Raw genomic sequence first — 16,816 nt, forward strand, 5'->3', positions numbered from 1 at the left:
TAAATGAAAAGAAATGATCCCTGCTGGTGTGGAAGCAAACGCAAATGGAAACATTGCCATGCCCAGTCCCCTCAAATATCTTGGGAACAACAAAAACAATATTACGCTTCGCAATACGATATTATTTTAAAGACTCCAAAACAAATCGAAAAAATCCGTTATGCTTGTCAAGTAACTGCACGTATACTTGATGCTCTTTGCAAAGCATCTAAAGAAGGTGTGACTACAGAAGACCTAGACCAACTCTCCCGTCAATTACATAAAGAATATGACGCAATTCCAGCACCTCTAAATTATGGCTCTCCTCCTTTCCCAAAAACGATTTGCACTTCACTTAATGAAGTGATCTGCCACGGCATTCCTAATAATACCCCCTTAAAAAACGGCGATATCATGAACATCGATGTTTCTTGTATTGTTGATGGGTATTACGGAGATTGTAGCAAGATGGTAATGATTGGAGGGGTCTCTGAAATAAAAAAACGCGTCTGTCAAGCATCTTTAGACTGTTTGAACGCAGCAATTGCTAAGTTAAAGCCCAACTTACCTCTATACGAAATCGGTGAAGCCATAGAAGCTTGTGCTGATAGTTATGGATTTTCTGTAGTCGATCAGTTTGTAGGTCACGGTGTGGGTATAAAATTCCATGAAAACCCTTATGTTCCGCATTACAGGAATCGTAGTGCTATACCCTTAGCTCCTGGAATGATATTTACCATAGAACCCATGATCAACGTAGGGAAAAAAGAAGGGATTATAGATCCCAAAAACCACTGGGAAGCAAGAACTTGCGATAATCAACCTAGCGCACAGTGGGAACACACCCTACTGATTACTGAGACAGGTTATGAGATACTAACTCTTCTAGAGAAATAATCTCTTCTTCCAGAGATTCTATATGCTCTAGAAGATTCTGAATTATCTCAATGTCTCTCATGTCTGTGAAGACAGAGACATTTTCCTCTTGTTTTTGTAGAGCAAGATACTTTTCTCGAACTAAGAACAGCTCCTTACGAACTTCTGCTAACACTTCAGTTTTTTCTGCAAACTGTCCCCGTAATTGAATGTATTTATCCTTATAGGACTTAATTTCATGGTTATCAGACGGTGTTTTAATAGCAGTTTCTTGTTCTTTTATAAAAGCATGCAGCTTTATAATTTCTTCATCCTTTTGATTTAAAAGATTCTGTACTTCTTCTAACCTTAAGCGTAACTGCTCTACTTCCTGAACATAGGCTTTAAAACTTTCACATCGATCTTCTAAACTCTTCCTTAAAAGCTTTTCTTCGATAAGCTCATTTTCTAAAGAGGTCATTTTTTCGTCTTTTTCTCGTAAAGCACGTAACCATAACTCAGTTTCCCCGTCCTCTCTATTGGAAACTGTGTCTTTTCCAGACACCCAAGAAAATACAGAAGTAGTCTCATCTCCAGCTACAAGACGTACATATTCGTTATGCAAAACAGCGTAATCTTCTAGCCAACTATTTTTCTGATCAGCAAGAATTTGCAAATCCAAAGCCATATGTTCTTGTTTCTTACAAGAATCCTGTAACAAAGCTCGGCACTCTTTCAGCTCAGATTCTAAAGCATGTGCACGCTTTTCTAAAAATTCACACGCTATAGATTTATCATGAACTGCTTTATCATAAGATATTTGTATCTCACTATACTCATTCGCTAATTGATTATATTTCTGTTGTTGTTCGTTATTTTCTTCATCAACAAAGGAAATACCAAAAACAAAAATTCCCCAAGATAATAAAAAGGCTAAAAACAAGCCTAAAGCCCATAATAATGAAGAACTTACATTAATATATTTGTAATAATATACTGATAAAAATAAACAGGACACGATACCGTATCCCCAAAAACGCAAATATACAGACGCAACTAATGCTAAAGCAGAAAAAAACATAGTCAGTAGAAATACAGTTGCATCAACTATATAAGCACAACCTAATCCACTGAAAATTAAAATCATAGACGATAGAAACACCCATTCTATTGAGAAAGATCTACACCTTCCCAACAAAGTTCCCCACCTAAATCCTTGATAAACTTTTCGATAAAGACGCTTATTAAAAACGTGCATGGCCTCAAATCCCATACAAGAATACGCCTAGGACTCTTCTAAAGAGTCATGAGCTTTAGTTAATAAATAGCTAATTACAGCGGGATCTCCCTCATAGGTCATCTCCACTTTCATCTTGCCGTCTGAAGACACATGCGCGCAAGTCACCAGTACATAAGCACTCACATCCTCATCGAAAGTTCCTGCACCGTCATCACGTTCGTTTCCAGACACTTCCTTCTCCTCGCTAGCTAAAGGATGCTATTCTCAATCAAGCAACCTCGTGTTCACCGATTGATAGCAAGTCCTTTATTTTCTTTAGAAACTCTAAATTTTAGAGATAAAAACTTTATTACTTTCCTTGCAAAATTTTTTAATTTTATTTGTCGCTAAAGGAAAACAACTTAATAAACAAAATAAGTATTTTTTGAATTTATTATTTAATAAAACGTTTTGTTTATTGGTAAAATAAAACTAAACAAAACTAAAAAATTTTCCATTATGGCAGTACAACCTATTAGCACCACATCTACAGCTTTAATAGCATCTGGAGAAGCGACGCAGGCTACTCAACTTCCCCCCTTGGATCCACTAAATACACCTCCTATTGGCGCTTTGCTTTTTAGCATTTACGAGCTTCTTTTACAAGCGATTGAAATTCGACAACAAACAGTTCTGACTCAATCACAACAATTAAATGATAATACTAATATTCAACAACAATTAAACCAAGCAACTAATCAAATCAAATTTGCTGTGGTAAGCGCTGGGGCTAAAGAAGACGAAATTACTCGTGTACAAAACCAAAACCAGAACTACTCTGCTCAAAGATCAAATATTCAAGATGAATTGGTTACTGCTAGACAAAACGGACAAATTATCCTCTCACACGCATCTACGAATATCAACATCATCCAACAATTAGCTTCTCAAGATTCTTCCTTCTTAAAAACAACCAGTTCTATTGGAAGTACAGTAAACCAATTAAATAAACCTCCTTCATAAGCAAGTAGGGAAACAACTTAAAGTTAATTGAAGATAAATAGGTAGGAAATTATGTGGTTCTCTTCTACACCACTGCAAGCTAACCCAAGAGCCGCTATCGAGGTTCCAGGAACGTCTATCACAGGCGGTCCCAATACAGCAACAGCTGACGAAATTATTGCAAAATTTGCTAAAGATTCCAATCCGCTGATTATTACCGTATACTATGTATACCAATCGGTATTGGTCGCTCAAGACAACTTATCTATTATCGCTCAAGAACTTCAGGCTAATGCTTCTGCTCAAACTTTTCTAAACAACCAAGAAGCTTTATACCAATACACAACTATCCCTAAAAATAAATTAAACGATAACTCATCGGCATTCTTGCAAGATGTTCAAGCGACGAACCAAGCTGTTGGAGCTTCTAGACAAGCACTACAAAACCAAATTTCAGGACTAGGAAATGGCTCCCAAGTGATTTCAAGTAACTTGAATACCAATAATAACATTATCCAACAGTCTCTACAAGTTGGTCAGGCTTTAATTCAAACATTCTCACAAATTGTGAGCTTGATAGCTAACATTTAATTATAAGGAACCTAGCATAATGAACGTCTCTTCTATAGCACCAAATGTGGATAAAGTCCCTACAGTAGTTCCCCCATCGACAAAAGTTGTGTCTGATAGCATTGTAATTAATAAACCCTCAGCTATCTACTTCTGTATTTCGGTTATGCTACAGTTATCTACATCGACTACAGAATTCGGAAAATCGATCATGGCAGTGTTACAAGATAATACGATAGCTCAACAAAAGAAAACAAAAGAGCTAATCAACCTACCCTTATTAAAAGTCCCTGATCTTCAAAAAGCTGATAACTTTAATGAGGAAAAGCCTGAGTATAAAAACCAAACTGAAATCCAAGCATACCAGACTTCAAACCAACAAATCACTGCCAACCGACAGCTTATCCAACAAGAGCTTTCCGCAGCACAACAAAGAGCTCAAGCAAATCAAAAGGCAGTGAATGCAACTTCTACAGAGTCTATGAAGTTATTGCAAGCAACTACAGCTCTCCTATCTTCATTAAAAGAATATACTATTAAAGCAAATCTAACGACATCTCCGTCTGATTAATTATTTAATGACTTCTAATAAAACAATCCATAATCTAATATAAGGCATGGCTAAAAAGAAAAGAATCAGGTCAAACCTCTATGAGGGTTATCTTCCCAGATAAACATAACAAAAACCCGTTTCTCACTCAGGTACTTAGACAGCTTCCTTCGTTTATCTTAATCACCTCGTGTATATCCCCTCTGCTTTCCTACCTGATGAAAAGGTTATTCGGTATTCCAGGGATTATCGAAACTCTAGCCCTATCTACTGCAGGAATTCACAAACATAATTTCTGGCAGTTTATTACCTATCCTCTCATTACGGCTGACTCTCTATGCATCCATAAAGAAGGCTGCATGGACATAACACAACGTTTACTCGTGAGAAATGTATTAGGTTTCACCTTTTTCTATAAGGCAACTAACCACATTATTCGAAAACTAGGATCGATAACTTTTCTTATTCTTGTTATCAGCCAAGTCCTAATAACAGGAGTCGCGGTTTGGGCATGTCTCAAATTATTTCATAGTTCGCAAGCCCTATTCGGACCAGAATGTTTAATTAGCACACTTTTGCTCATTTGGGTTTTCCTAGATCCAGAAAAACGCCTTGGACTTCACCCCTTCCCAATTACCCTATCCCGTAAATGGGGATTTGTAGTTTTGGCAGCGTTTTACTTCCTGATTCTACTATTTTCTGGAGCCTTTGCCTTATTCTTCGGATCCATACTCTCATTAATGCTGGGCGTTCTATTTTGCTATAAAGAAAAAATTCCTAACCCTTACAGAATATCTCGAATCTTTTAAGCTTCATCAGCAAATAAAGCTAGAATTGCTGCTCTAGCCTCACCTAATCCGGAAAGGACACCCTCTTCAAAACGGAAAAAAGGGTTTTCTTCCAATAAAGAAAAATCCATGGGCTGCAACACATCATCCGAAGTTAAATTAGGAATGATTTGCTCCCCCATGTTTTGTAAACGAGATTTTTGATTTTCATAAAGCTGATTCAACAACTCATGAATTTTATTTTTCATTTTTCTCTTTTCGCTTCCCTATAAAAAATTGTTTCATTAATTGCTCAGCATCTTCACGACAAATTCCGGAGCAACACTCTACCTGATGAAATGGATGTTTTTCTTTAAAAACATTGATCCAACTCCCCGCGGCTCCCAAACGCAAATCAGGGGCTGCCCAAACTATTCTACGAATACGGGCCTGTTGTATAGCTCCGGCACACATCAAACACGGCTCAAGAGTACAATAGAGCACAGTATCAACTAAACGCCAGTTCTCCAAATATTGTGCCGCAGCTCCAATACATAAAATTTCAGCATGAGCTGTTGGATCTTGAAGTTTTTCGGTCGTGTTATGACCTCGAGCAATGATTTTATTATCTTTTACGATCACACAGCCCACAGGAACCTCGTCCTCATCATAAGCCTGGCGAGCCTCCTTAAGAGCCTGATTCATAAAAAATATATCTTTTTCTATATTCATCGACTTTATATTAGATAGCGCAAAACTACTTTTTTGCATCGGATTATAAGAAAAAAATTGCCTAATAAGAAATAGTAAAAAGTCGTCATATTACTTTAACGGCCATTTTTCAATCAGATCAAAAACGTAGAATTTTTATTTTCAAATCAAAAAAACCCGCCTCACTATACCAAAAGGTGTACATTAACAAACCTCTCAAGTATAATTGGCTTTTGCGGCAATTATTTTATTTTAAGGAGACATCCAATGTCTTTGGATAAGGGAACTAAAGAAGAAATTACAAAAAAATTTCAGCTTCATGAAAAGGATACCGGTTCAGCAGATGTGCAAATCGCCATATTAACAGAACACATTACAGAACTAAAAGAACACCTCAAGAGATCTCCTAAAGACCAAAATTCTCGACTAGCCCTGCTTAAGTTGGTAGGACAAAGACGAAAGCTCTTAGAGTATCTTAACTCTACAGACACCGAAAGATATAAAAATTTAATTTCAAGATTAAATCTAAGAAAATAATCTTTATTTATTTTCCCCGACAAAAAAATCTAATTAGGAGACCTTCATGACATTTGAAACTATTTCTGTTACCCTTGAAGAAGGCAAAACATTAGTATTTGAAACGGGGAAAATAGCTCGTCAGGCTAACGGCGCGGTTCTTGCTCGCATGCAAGAAACATGGGTCTTTTCGTCTGTTTGTGCGGCTAACCTTGAGGAAGCTGTCGACTTTCTACCTCTAAGAGTTGATTACCAAGAAAAGTTTTCTTCTATAGGAAAAACTTTAGGTGGGTTTATTAAAAGGGAAGGCCGCCCAACAGAAAGAGAAATTTTAACTTCTCGCCTCATAGATCGCTCCATGCGTCCTTCATTACCTAACCGGTTAATGCAGGATGTTCAAATTTTATCTTACGTATGGTCATACGACGGAGTAACTCTTCCTGATCCTATAGCAATTTGTGGTGTTTCTGCAGCCCTAGCAATTTCTGACATTCCTCAGACTAGTATTGTAGCTGGTGTTCGTGTTGGCTTTGTGAACAATCGTTGGGTAGTTAACCCAACAAAAGCTGAAATGGATGTTTCCAGAATGGAACTCGTGTTAGCAGGAACAGAAAATGCTATTTTAATGATCGAGGGACACTGCGATTTCTTTACAGAAGAGCAGGTTATCGAAGCTATTGAATTTGGTCACAAACACATTGTCACTATATGCAAAGCACTCAAGGATTGGCAAAAACAAATAGGTAAAGAAAAGAATACAAGTCAAATTGTTTCTCTCCCAGAAGAAGTCCAATCTGCTGTAAACGCACTTGTGGAAGGAAAGTTTGTTGACCTCCTGAAAATTAAGGAAAAGAAAGCTTTTGAAGCTGCTTCAAAACAATTAGAAAATGAAGTCGTAGAACAACTCCAAGAAGAAAACGAAGTTTTCACTGAGTTCAATATTAAAATTGCTTTTAAACAAGCAAAGTCTAACTTCATGCGTAGTCTGATACGTGAACAAGGCATACGTTCCGATGGACGTTCTATAACTACTATTCGTCCTATCTCTATTGAAACATCTTTCCTCCCAAGAACTCACGGTAGTTGTTTATTTACTCGGGGAGAAACCCAAACTATGGCTGTCTGTACTTTAGGTAGTGAAGCCATGGCCCAACGTTATGAAGATTTAAATGGTGAAGGACTAGCCAAATTTTATTTACAATACTTCTTCCCTCCCTTCTCTGTTGGAGAAGTAGGAAGGATCGGCTCCCCAGGAAGAAGGGAAATCGGTCATGGTAAACTTGCTGAAAAAGCATTAAGTCATACGCTACCCGATCCTGTGAAGTTCCCTTATACTATCCGAATAGAATCCAGCATTACTGAATCTAATGGTTCTTCATCTATGGCATCTGTTTGCGGAGGTTGCTTAGCTTTAATGGATGCCGGAGTTCCTATTAAAACTCCTATAGCTGGTATAGCCATGGGATTAATATTAGATGATGACCATGTAACTATTCTCTCAGATATTTCCGGATTAGAAGATCATTTAGGTGATATGGATTTCAAAGTTGCTGGAAATACCGAAGGAATTACAGCATTCCAAATGGATATCAAAGTAGAAGGCATTACTCCTGCTATTATGCGAGCTGCCCTAGCCCAAGCTAAAGATGGTCGTCAAGATATTCTTGAAACTATGAAACAAGCTCTTGCAGCTCCTAAAACAGACTTATCTCAATACGCTCCTCGCATTGAAACAATGCAAATTAAGCCTAATAAAATCGCTACTGTTATTGGGCCTGGAGGTAAGCAGATTCGTCAAATTATTGAAGAAGCTGGAGTACAAATTGATATTAATGACTCGGGTCTTGTCAGTATTTCTGCTTCTTCACCACAAGCAATAGAGAAAGCTAAATCTATTATTGAAGGTTTAGTTGGTGAAGTTGAAGTTGGTAAGATTTACGAAGGTCGCGTAACCTCTGTTGTTCCTTTTGGAGCCTTTGTTGAAATTCTCCCTGGTAAAGAGGGTCTTTGCCATATTTCTGAGTTTTCTAAACAACGTATAGACAACGTTGGTGATTTCGTTAAACAGGGAGACACCCTAACTGTTAAGCTGTTAAGCATCAACGAAAAAGGACAATACAAACTCAGCCATAAAGCTACTCTCAGTGAGTAGTTTCCTCGTTTTCCTTTGTTGTTTTTCTTTAGATCGTTTTGAAAAGACAAAAAAAAAGCCCCGAATTTCGGGGCTTTTCACATCAGTACCTAATCTATTAGATTAGGTAGTGGTGTTATTCAGTTTTAACGTACCATCTTTCATAGCATCTTCTTGAGGAGGAGGAGGAGGTAAGTCGTCAGAAACTTTCTTAAACATCATACCTTCTTCTTTTAAACGTGCTCGTTTTTTCTCTGGGTCCCAAGTGTGATCCATGATTTCTTTAACGTCTTTAGCGTCTAGAGTTTCAAACTCTATTAACATCTGCGTCATCAATTCAACTTCATCACGATGTTCTCTGATGATTGTTAATGCGCGCTGGTACGCAGCATCCAATAAGGAACGCAACTCACTGTCAATAGCTTTTGCAGTTTCCTCTGAATAGCTTTTCTCATGATAAGAGCCATAACCTGTAGAGGTATCTGAACGCTCATCATAAGTTACAGTACCTAATTGCTCACTCATTCCCCACTCGCAGACCATACTACGAACTAATTTCGTAGCTTGAGAAATATCTTGCTGAGCACCACTAGAAATATCCCCTAAAAAGATATCTTCTGCGGCTCGACCTCCCATAAGAACAGCCAACTGATCAAACAACTCTTTTTTCCAATAGCTAAGTTTGTTCTTCTCAGGAAGGAAATGCGTAGCTCCTAAAGATAAACCTCTAGGAATAATAGTTACTTTATCCACAGGATCGGCATGTTGAACACAAAGCCCCACAACCGCATGACCTGATTCATGATAGGCTGTTGTTTTTCGTTCTTCCGCATCCATTTCTAAGCTACGACGCTCTTTACCATAAAGAACCTTATCACGAGCTTCAGCAACATCTACAGCAGTTACTGCAGTACGATCCTTACGCGCAGCAAGAAGAGCAGCCTCATTTAATAAATTCTCTAAATCCGCTCCTGAAGCTCCGGGAGTGCTTCGTGCTACTGCCATAAGATCTACTGTAGGATCCAATTTGATTCTCTTAGCATGTACGGAAAGAATTTCAAATCTACCCTTAATATCAGGTAAATTCATAACCACACGACGATCAAAACGTCCAGGACGTAATAAGGCCTTATCTAAAACATCAGGACGGTTAGTTGCAGCCATAAGGATAACACCCTCATTCGTGCCAAAGCCATCCATTTCCACAAGTAATTGGTTTAATGTTTGTTCACGTTCATCATGACCTCCGCCTATACCCGCGCCCCGATGACGACCTACAGCATCGATCTCATCAATGAATATAATGCAAGGAGCATTTCTCTTCGCTTGTTCGAACATATCACGAATACGACTAGCTCCAACACCAACAAACATTTCTACAAAATCAGATCCGGCTATAGAGAAAAATGGTCGGTCAGCTTCTCCGGACACAGCTTTAGCTATTAAAGTTTTTCCTGTTCCTGGAGGTCCTATTAACAACACGCCTTTAGGGATTCTTCCCCCTAAACTCGTAAATTTCGTAGGGTTCTTAAGAAAGTCTACGATTTCTATTAATTCTTCTTTTGCCTCTTCTATACCCGCAACATCAGCAAAAGTGACTTTGTTCTGCCCCTTCATTAACAAGCGCGCTGGAGATTTCCCGAAAGACATGGCTGAACCGTTCATACCACGCACTTGTCTAGAAAAGACAAAATAGACAAAGACAAGCACAAGTATAATGGGTAAGAAAGTAAACAGATATCCTATGTAATGCGGCGCAGGCTCTTCACTCTTAAATGTTTTCTCTAACACTAAATTCCGTGGCTGATCCGGAGCTTTGAAAGTTAAAGCACGGTTATTGGAGAATCCTTCCCACTCTTGTTTAGCTCCAGAAAACCAATGAGCAAATACCTCAGGGTCTTGTTTTTCCAATGCTCGAGAAGATAGCTCTTGGTTATTAAAATACCAAACAACCTGGCTAAGCTCACCACGAAGCTTATCTAACTGTGCTTGATTAATCTGACTATCTTCTATAAGTTTTTCATATTTACTACGTTCTTCACGATATAAACGTACAGAACGCAATTGTCCAAAATGGTCTCCTCTATCAGATAAAACTAGTGATGTAGAAATCCTCTGTAGAGAAGATAAAACTTTCTCATAAAGAACACTTAGCTGTTCAGCATCCATCGACTGAGTTAGAGAAAGCTCAACCTGTTGATAAAAATCTTTTAGTTCTCGCTTTATACTCTCAGAACCTATGCCCAAAGCTGGGGATAGATATTTCCCAATAAGCTCATATAAATCGGAACCAAACGTACGTAAAGTTTCACTAGATCGAGGAAGTGTCTGATAACGTTGCTCTAAAGAACGCAAATTGATAATTTGGAAATTATTCGAACCATGAACGACAAGAGCTCCCAAAGAAGACTTTCCTAATTCCACACTAGGAGATATCAAATAACCTGTTTCAGGAATTGGAACCCCAGAAATTGCGGAAAACCACGAAACAGAGCTCTCTACCTCTTTTGCAAAATTATCGACATTCTTACTCGCTTCCTGAAGATCAAACTCTAATTGATGTTTTTGATCTATCAACTCTAAGTAATGATAGCGCAGCTGACTTTCAGCTGTTGGAGATTCACGAAAACGCCCACTAAACGACACCAAATTATCATTTAGAGCAATTTTTCTACTATCTTCAGGATAAATCAATTTTAAATTTACTAAATGCTCTAGCTGATGGCTAAAACTGACCCGGGCTTTCTTGGCAACTAGGAAATTTTGAACAGCAATCACGCCGAAAATTACACCAAATAGAAGGAAAAAAAATACCGTAGGAAAATTTTTTTTCGATTCGGGCTTCATTTTTTTATCTTTAGACATAAACTACACAACTAAGCTAATCAATCAGACAGGTAATTATTTAATGTAGCATATTTTTTATTATTTTGTTTATAAAACCAAGTTATAAAATAAAAAATATGAAAATCTGCTTATACAATGACCTACTACTCATCATCTTCGAATACAGTATAAGAACGATCATTATATACTTTCTATTCTATCATTACTACCCCAGCTTTTACGATGACTCTTTTATCTCGAAGTCGCATTTCTGCTGGTAAATTACGGCTCAAATGATCATAAACCATTTGTAAAAAATGCCTTGAGACAACAATACCAACCTTATAAAAGAACTCCTTACACACCCACTTAGCAAGAAAAACTTGTTCTATCAATGATTTAGGAATTTCAATAGACCACGTTGTATGTTCTTGCCGTATATTTTCAAGAAAGGGTTGTGCTTGTTGTTTCATGTAACAGGAAAGTTCCTCAGAATCTTGAGCGAGTGTGAGTAAAGGTTGCGTGATGTTTTTACCAAAAATCTCTTCTAACCAAGGAAATATCTTATTACGCATTCTAGCACGTAGATACCGTTCATCAGTATTTGTTACATCATGAACATAGGGAATATTTTCAGCATCTAAAGTATGAATTAAAATCTGTTTGGGGATATGTAATAAAGGCCTTAAAAGAGGGATTCCGTTGTAGGATGCTTCACTAGTCATCCCTTTTAAATTTCCTAAATGTGCTCCCTCTAACACGCGTTTTAAAACAGTTTCTGCTTGATCATTAGCATGATGAGCTAAAAAGATCCCTGCAAGATTTTCTTCCCGACAAATTTTATAAAATAATTCATAGCGATAACGTCTCGCAGCATTTTCTGGATCTTTTGATGTTTTATCTTTGGAAGGAACATGATTGACTATAAGGGGGACACCTTCTTCTTGACATCTAAGCTTAAGCTCCTCAGCTTCACGATAGGATGACTCTCTCCATCCATAATCTACATGAACAGCAGTAAAAGAGACTCCCCGAGATTTAAGAAGATAGAGGAGAAATAATGAATCGCTTCCTCCTGATAAAGCAAGCAGATAGCTTTTTTTCATATCTAAAGCAGAAAAAAAAACTTCTAATCGCTTATCATTTCTGAGTAGGCAAGATAACATAATCTAAATACATGTCCGTGTAAATGCATTACAAATACTTTAAGGCTTATCAACTTACAGATATATGCTTACTTTGTCCTTAACCTTGAAGAACTCCTGATACCAGGTATGCTATGCCCATTCTATGGAAAGTCCTAATTTTCCGTTATTTAAAAACTGTGACTTTTTGCACGCTTAGCCTTATCTGTATTTCTGTTATTAGTTCCCTTCAGGAAATCGTTAGCTACATAGCAAAAGATGTTCCTTATCCGACAGTTTTGCGACTAACAGCTTACCAGATTCCCTACTTATTGCCCTTTATTCTTCCGATTTCTTGCTTTATTTCTGCTTTTACGCTTTTTCGAGGATTGTCTGATAATAACCAAATCACCTTCCTTAAAGCATCTGGAGCTTCCCAAGCGATCATCACTTTTCCTGTTCTTATGGTTTCTTGCGCCATTTGTTGTGTAAATTTTTATACATGTTCTGAATTGGCTTCTATTTGTCGTTTTCAAACCTGTAAAGAAATTGCCAATATGGCTATGACTTCTCCGACATTATTACTCCAGACACTACAGAAGAAAGAAAGCAATCGTATTTTTATTACTGTGGATCATTGTGCCAAAAGCAAATTTGATAATGTGATTATTGCTTTAAAAAGAGACAAAGAAATTGCTAATGTAGGGCTGATTAAAACTATCATTCCTGATGTTGCTAATGATACTGTACAAGCACGGGGTGTTGTTATGATCTCAAAGCTGCCCTCCACACTGACAGATCAACGCTCTTCGAATTCTAAAGAATACTATATAGAGACCTTGGATGAAATGTTAATTCCTAAGATAACTTCAACGTTATTTGCTGGAAAATCTTACATGAAAACACGGACAGATTATTTACCTTGGAAGCAACTTGTAAAACAATCATTTAGCCGCACCTATTTACCCGAAACCTTAAGAAGAATCGGTATAGGTTTGCTCTGTATTACTCTTACCTATTCTGGCATGGTTTTAGGAACCTATAAACCAAGATTTCGCAAATCAATAACTCTTTATTGTATTTTCCCCGTTATAGATTTAATTTTATTAATAGTTGGCAAAAACACGTCCTCTCTCTTTCCTGCTCTTATGTTGTTTATTTTCCCTCAGGTAGTTTCTTGGATTGTTTTTGCGATCAAAGCATATCGAGAAAATAGGGGTTATGCATAAGTCATGTATATTTGGAAACGTTATGTATTAACCAAGTTTTGGTTTTCTTTAGTATCATTAATTGTATTGGCTTTTGTTTTTTATGCCTCTATTCATCACTCCCTTCATACTATCAAAGGGAATACTACCTCTCTGGCTTCAGGGGCATCGTTAAAGCTTTCTATTCTTTATTATCTATCACAGATAGCTCTTAAAGCAGAATTTCTCATTCCCCAGCTAGTTGCTGTGGCAACTACCATCACTCTATTTTCAATGCAAAATAAACGTGAAGTCCTTCTCCTACAAGCCTCCGGACTCTCTTTGAAGTCTTTAACAGCTCCTTTGATCCATTCGAGTTTTATTATTACACTACTTTTGTATGCGAATTTCCAATGGCTACATCCTATATGTGAACAAATATCCATAACCAAAGAGCATATGGACAGAGGCACTCTAGATAAAGTCCATGACAAAGTCCCCGCTCTCTATCTTAAAGATCAAACAGTTCTACTTTATTCTTCTATTGAGCAGAAAACATTAACTCTTAATCAGGTGTTTTGGATTAAAAATCCTAAAACGATCTACACCATGGAAAAACTGGCATTTACAACACCATCTCTTCCTATAGGACTTGATGTTATACGCTTTTCCGAAACAGAATCTGGAAGTATAGAGCTTAGTGAATACTCTGATATGAAAGAGTTCCCTGAAATTGAATTTGGATTCTACGATAATCCTTTTTCTAAAATTTTCACGGCCGGAGGTAAAAATCGCCTTTCGGAGTCGTTCCAAGCTATTCCTTGGAATGCCACAGGCTTAGGGTTGTCTACAACTATTCCTCAGCGAATCTTATCTTTATTGTCTACGTTTTACTATATGCTAATTTCTCCTTTAGCTTGCATATCCTCGATGATTATCTCTGCGTATCTTTGTTTAAGATTCAGTCGTGTTCCTGCAGTGACTCTTGCCTACCTTGTGCCTTTAGGAACGATAAATACTTTTTTTATCTTCTTAAAAGCAGGTATGGTTCTGTCTAACAGTAGTGTTTTACCGATATTACCTGTAATGTTATTCCCATTAATTATCTTAGCTATATTCACAAACTATGCTTATGCTAAGCTTCAATAATTTCATTGAGATAACCTGAGAACTGCCATTTTTCTAAATCATAATTGTAGAACGGTTTAAGGTTAGAAAGGTTTTGTCTATTTTTCCTCAAACAATTTAAAAATTTACTCATCAATTCAATATGATGTGCAAATACAAGCCGGTCTCTAGCTACTAAAGTGGGTGCAAGAACCTTTGTCATAAGCAATTTTAATCTGTGCTCATCCCAGGCTTCTTCACTAGAAAAGAAAGTCAACCCTGCAATGAATATCGATGCGTAATCCAACCCATCCTTAGACATGACTATCAGGTTATTTGGATCTATAATTTCTATAAGCTTGAAGACGGTTAGGTAGGAAATAATATGCAACAGCAAGAGTTTATCGTTTTTAAATAAAATCTTTTTCTTAGAAAAGAATGTGTCTTTTAGAACTGAGAGGCTAGCGTCAAGAAAATCATAAATTTGGCCTCTGGATATACCTGGGACGGAAAATAATGATAAAGATCCGGATTTATTGAATTCTTCTTTGAAAATCGAAAAGAATCCAAAAAAGGTTTCTTGTTCTCCGTGAACTTTTTCAATATGTTTTAATAGATCCTCTGGTTCTGGGAATGAAAATATATGTGCCTTATCAATTCTATCTAAGCTTTCTTCTATCACACGGCTTCTTGCACGATCTTTCCTAGATAAACGATTCTGTATGTTTAAAATTAGTGTGATATCTCCTAGGTCTTCCTTAGCATTGAGAAACCCGATAAATTCCTCATTACAATTCGCATAGAGTATAGAGCTTTGTGTGATAGGGCTTGGAGATCTTATGATATTTATTGATTTATCTCCCAACTTCAATGTTCCTTCTAATCCCGGAAATACTCCTAAAACAATAGGATCAAACACTGTGGCGCGCGAGTCTAATATTCTGTCTATCGCTTTAAATAAAGGACCGCTTGGGTATTTAGAAAATAACCGATACAATTCTTCGTACACCTCAGAAACATATTGTCCTGATGATAGAGGTTTCTTATCTTCCTGAGCTTGGATTTTTGAGTTTATATGAAAATATAAATATCGAGCTGCTTCTGTAAATGTCAGTTTAGTTTCAAAAATCCCACTACTTAAAGAAGACATGAGAGTGTGTGTATGTCGATAATGCGTCTGATTATCAGGAACAGTGTTTTGAGTTTTCCATGCATCTCTCAAGAAATAGAGAAAATCATTGAAGTATTGAAGGTTATCTTTCTTAGGATTATTAGAAACCACGGTGGTTTGATATCTAGATAAGAATAGCCCCATGACAGCATTGTGTATTTTTTCTGTAGATTTAATCTCTAGATTACTCAAAGCCTTCTGATAAAATAACCGTATAGGCATATCGTTCGTGAATACTAATGAAGACGCTAAATTATGAAGCTCTTCGCTATTCCACACCGATGTTTTTGTTAAAGGATCACCTTCATGAGCTGTTTCATGAATCTTCCCTTGTTTGCAGATAATCTGAGTGAGTGTATCTGTATAAAAACGCTTATTCTCCTCGTCAGACATGTAGAAAAGCTCATAGGAACGGTCTCGTTTCACTTCTACTAAGTTATTTAAGAAATGCTCTTCCTCATGCATTTCTTCTAATTCCCGTTCGATGAGTTCTTCGTTTTCTTCTTCTTCTTCCTCCTTAATAATCTTTCGGCTGAGATTGGCTTGCGTTTTATTGTAAACCCTACTTAGCTCAGAATAATCATGAACTAAACTCTGATACAACTCTCGTTCTCTACTTTCTAGGAAAGAAAATACGTTTTGTACCCCTGCGATAAGGAAATTAGACTCTTGTAAGGCCTTATTTGCTTCGCTCTTAGGTAGAGAACCGGCTTTCTTAAGATAATCCTCTATATTCTTGATCGCCTGTTTCATTTCATCAACATGATGATCTTCAGAAAATATATCATCCGACCTGGTGCTATTAATGAAAGACGATGGCGAATTATAAGAAATCTTTTTTAACTTCTCTAAATGCTGCAATGCTTTTTCAAAATTATGACCAGACTTTCGCATATTTACTCTATAAACGAATCAAAAAATTAGATTATTATCTTACAATCGTTATATTAGTTTATTATAAAAATAATTTAACCATCAAACTAATTTAAAAAGAAAATGAAACTACGATTAATAAAACGTTGAATTAAAGAAATTAAAAACTGATAAAAAAAAATAAGAGAAGATAAAAACAAGAGAAAAGCTTGAAATGCGCTAAAAGAT

Annotated in this window: 16 protein-coding genes; 9 read left to right on the forward strand and 7 right to left on the reverse strand. The window is 36.9% G+C overall.

All coding sequences use genetic code 11. From position 1 onward, the window contains the following. Window positions 1-3: 3 nt before the first annotated feature. Entirely contained in the window at window positions 4-876 is an 873-nt protein-coding gene (locus FI836_RS01345) for a methionyl aminopeptidase (RefSeq protein WP_014943956.1), read from the forward strand. Here FI836_RS01345 and FI836_RS01350 read toward each other — a convergent pair. Together FI836_RS01350 and FI836_RS01355 are read right to left on the reverse strand one after the other, a co-directional pair. Beyond that, window positions 833-1,981, reverse strand: coding sequence for a hypothetical protein (locus FI836_RS01350; protein ID WP_006343417.1), 1,149 nt, complete (start codon window positions 1,979-1,981; stop codon window positions 833-835). The genes FI836_RS01345 and FI836_RS01350 overlap by 44 nt on opposite strands. Before the next feature lie 138 nt (window positions 1,982-2,119). Then, window positions 2,120-2,305: a hypothetical protein gene (locus FI836_RS01355; protein ID WP_006343418.1), complete on the reverse strand. Its 186-nt coding sequence runs from the start codon at window positions 2,303-2,305 to the stop codon at window positions 2,120-2,122. Window positions 2,306-2,572: 267 nt separating this feature from the next. On the opposite strand from FI836_RS01355, the gene FI836_RS01360 reads away from it, so the two are divergent. The 4 genes from FI836_RS01360 (at window position 2,573) to FI836_RS01375 (ending at window position 4,984) form a co-directional block, all read left to right on the forward strand. Next, a complete protein-coding gene (locus FI836_RS01360; RefSeq protein ID WP_006343419.1) occupies window positions 2,573-3,076 on the forward strand; it encodes a DUF720 domain-containing protein in 504 nt (167 codons plus the stop codon). 51 nt (window positions 3,077-3,127) lie between these two features. Next, window positions 3,128-3,646 carry a DUF720 domain-containing protein gene (locus FI836_RS01365; RefSeq protein WP_006343420.1) on the forward strand — a complete coding sequence of 173 codons (519 nt, stop codon included), beginning with the start codon at window positions 3,128-3,130 and terminating at the stop codon, window positions 3,644-3,646. 19 nt (window positions 3,647-3,665) lie between these two features. Then, window positions 3,666-4,196, forward strand: coding sequence for a CT847 family type III secretion system effector (locus tag FI836_RS01370; protein ID WP_006343421.1), 531 nt, complete (start codon window positions 3,666-3,668; stop codon window positions 4,194-4,196). An 80-nt stretch (window positions 4,197-4,276) separates the two neighbouring features. After that, window positions 4,277-4,984 (forward strand): hypothetical protein, encoded by a 708-nt coding sequence (locus FI836_RS01375; protein ID WP_006343422.1) that lies wholly within the window; start codon window positions 4,277-4,279, stop codon window positions 4,982-4,984. On the opposite strand, the gene FI836_RS01380 is transcribed toward FI836_RS01375, so the two are convergent. Both FI836_RS01380 and tadA read right to left on the reverse strand, forming a co-directional pair. Then, entirely contained in the window at window positions 4,981-5,211 is a 231-nt protein-coding gene (locus FI836_RS01380; protein ID WP_006343423.1) for a hypothetical protein, read from the reverse strand. The genes FI836_RS01375 and FI836_RS01380 overlap by 4 nt on opposite strands. Continuing rightward, window positions 5,201-5,674 carry a tRNA adenosine(34) deaminase TadA gene (tadA, locus tag FI836_RS01385; protein WP_139934560.1) on the reverse strand — a complete coding sequence of 158 codons (474 nt, stop codon included), beginning with the start codon at window positions 5,672-5,674 and terminating at the stop codon, window positions 5,201-5,203. The genes FI836_RS01380 and tadA overlap by 11 nt, the downstream gene beginning before the upstream one ends. A 246-nt stretch (window positions 5,675-5,920) precedes the next feature. Between tadA and rpsO the strand changes: the two genes are divergently transcribed. Together rpsO and pnp are read left to right on the forward strand one after the other, a co-directional pair. Then, window positions 5,921-6,190 (forward strand): 30S ribosomal protein S15, encoded by a 270-nt coding sequence (gene rpsO / locus FI836_RS01390; RefSeq protein WP_006343425.1) that lies wholly within the window; start codon window positions 5,921-5,923, stop codon window positions 6,188-6,190. A 46-nt stretch (window positions 6,191-6,236) separates the two neighbouring features. Then, the gene (pnp, locus tag FI836_RS01395) at window positions 6,237-8,321 is read left to right on the forward strand and encodes a polyribonucleotide nucleotidyltransferase (protein ID WP_006343426.1); all 2,085 of its coding nucleotides are present in this window, start codon (window positions 6,237-6,239) and stop codon (window positions 8,319-8,321) included. A gap of 102 nt (window positions 8,322-8,423) precedes the next feature. Here the strand turns inward: pnp and ftsH are convergent, their stop codons facing one another. Together ftsH and tilS are read right to left on the reverse strand one after the other, a co-directional pair. Beyond that, on the reverse strand, window positions 8,424-11,165 hold the full coding sequence (ftsH, locus tag FI836_RS01400; RefSeq protein ID WP_006343427.1) for an ATP-dependent zinc metalloprotease FtsH: 2,742 nt from the start codon (window positions 11,163-11,165) through the stop codon (window positions 8,424-8,426). 173 nt (window positions 11,166-11,338) lie between these two features. After that, window positions 11,339-12,292, reverse strand: a complete 954-nt coding sequence (tilS, locus tag FI836_RS01405; RefSeq protein ID WP_006343428.1) for a tRNA lysidine(34) synthetase TilS — start codon at window positions 12,290-12,292, stop codon at window positions 11,339-11,341. Window positions 12,293-12,405: 113 nt separating this feature from the next. Between tilS and FI836_RS01410 the strand changes: the two genes are divergently transcribed. After that, a complete protein-coding gene (locus tag FI836_RS01410) occupies window positions 12,406-13,479 on the forward strand; it encodes an LptF/LptG family permease (RefSeq protein WP_014943958.1) in 1,074 nt (357 codons plus the stop codon). A 3-nt stretch (window positions 13,480-13,482) separates the two neighbouring features. Then, entirely contained in the window at window positions 13,483-14,586 is a 1,104-nt protein-coding gene (locus tag FI836_RS01415; RefSeq protein ID WP_014943959.1) for an LptF/LptG family permease, read from the forward strand. On the opposite strand, the gene FI836_RS01420 is transcribed toward FI836_RS01415, so the two are convergent. After that, window positions 14,573-16,609, reverse strand: a complete 2,037-nt coding sequence (locus FI836_RS01420) for a hypothetical protein (protein WP_014943960.1) — start codon at window positions 16,607-16,609, stop codon at window positions 14,573-14,575. The two genes, FI836_RS01415 and FI836_RS01420, sit on opposite strands and share 14 nt — an antisense overlap. Window positions 16,610-16,816: the final 207 nt, after the last annotated feature.

Source organism: Chlamydophila parapsittaci (assembly GCF_006385615.1).
Lineage (GTDB): Bacteria > Chlamydiota > Chlamydiia > Chlamydiales > Chlamydiaceae > Chlamydia > Chlamydia psittaci.

Bases quoted from the DNA above. Each gene is read 5' to 3' on its own strand.
- FI836_RS01370 (WP_006343421.1), top strand. From the start codon at position 3,666: ATGAACGTCTCTTCTATAGCACCAAATGTGGATAAAGTCCCTACAGTA.
- pnp (WP_006343426.1), top strand. From the start codon at position 6,237: ATGACATTTGAAACTATTTCTGTTACCCTTGAAGAAGGCAAAACATTA.
- FI836_RS01360 (WP_006343419.1), top strand. From the start codon at position 2,573: ATGGCAGTACAACCTATTAGCACCACATCTACAGCTTTAATAGCATCT.
- rpsO (WP_006343425.1), top strand. From the start codon at position 5,921: ATGTCTTTGGATAAGGGAACTAAAGAAGAAATTACAAAAAAATTTCAG.
- tadA (WP_139934560.1), bottom strand. From the start codon at position 5,674: ATGAATATAGAAAAAGATATATTTTTTATGAATCAGGCTCTTAAGGAG.
- FI836_RS01380 (WP_006343423.1), bottom strand. From the start codon at position 5,211: ATGAAAAATAAAATTCATGAGTTGTTGAATCAGCTTTATGAAAATCAA.
- FI836_RS01420 (WP_014943960.1), bottom strand. From the start codon at position 16,609: ATGCGAAAGTCTGGTCATAATTTTGAAAAAGCATTGCAGCATTTAGAG.
- FI836_RS01365 (WP_006343420.1), top strand. From the start codon at position 3,128: ATGTGGTTCTCTTCTACACCACTGCAAGCTAACCCAAGAGCCGCTATC.
- tilS (WP_006343428.1), bottom strand. From the start codon at position 12,292: ATGTTATCTTGCCTACTCAGAAATGATAAGCGATTAGAAGTTTTTTTT.
- ftsH (WP_006343427.1), bottom strand. From the start codon at position 11,165: ATGTCTAAAGATAAAAAAATGAAGCCCGAATCGAAAAAAAATTTTCCT.
- FI836_RS01410 (WP_014943958.1), top strand. From the start codon at position 12,406: ATGCCCATTCTATGGAAAGTCCTAATTTTCCGTTATTTAAAAACTGTG.
- FI836_RS01345 (WP_014943956.1), top strand. From the start codon at position 4: ATGAAAAGAAATGATCCCTGCTGGTGTGGAAGCAAACGCAAATGGAAA.
- FI836_RS01415 (WP_014943959.1), top strand. From the start codon at position 13,483: ATGTATATTTGGAAACGTTATGTATTAACCAAGTTTTGGTTTTCTTTA.
- FI836_RS01375 (WP_006343422.1), top strand. From the start codon at position 4,277: ATGAGGGTTATCTTCCCAGATAAACATAACAAAAACCCGTTTCTCACT.
- FI836_RS01350 (WP_006343417.1), bottom strand. From the start codon at position 1,981: ATGATTTTAATTTTCAGTGGATTAGGTTGTGCTTATATAGTTGATGCA.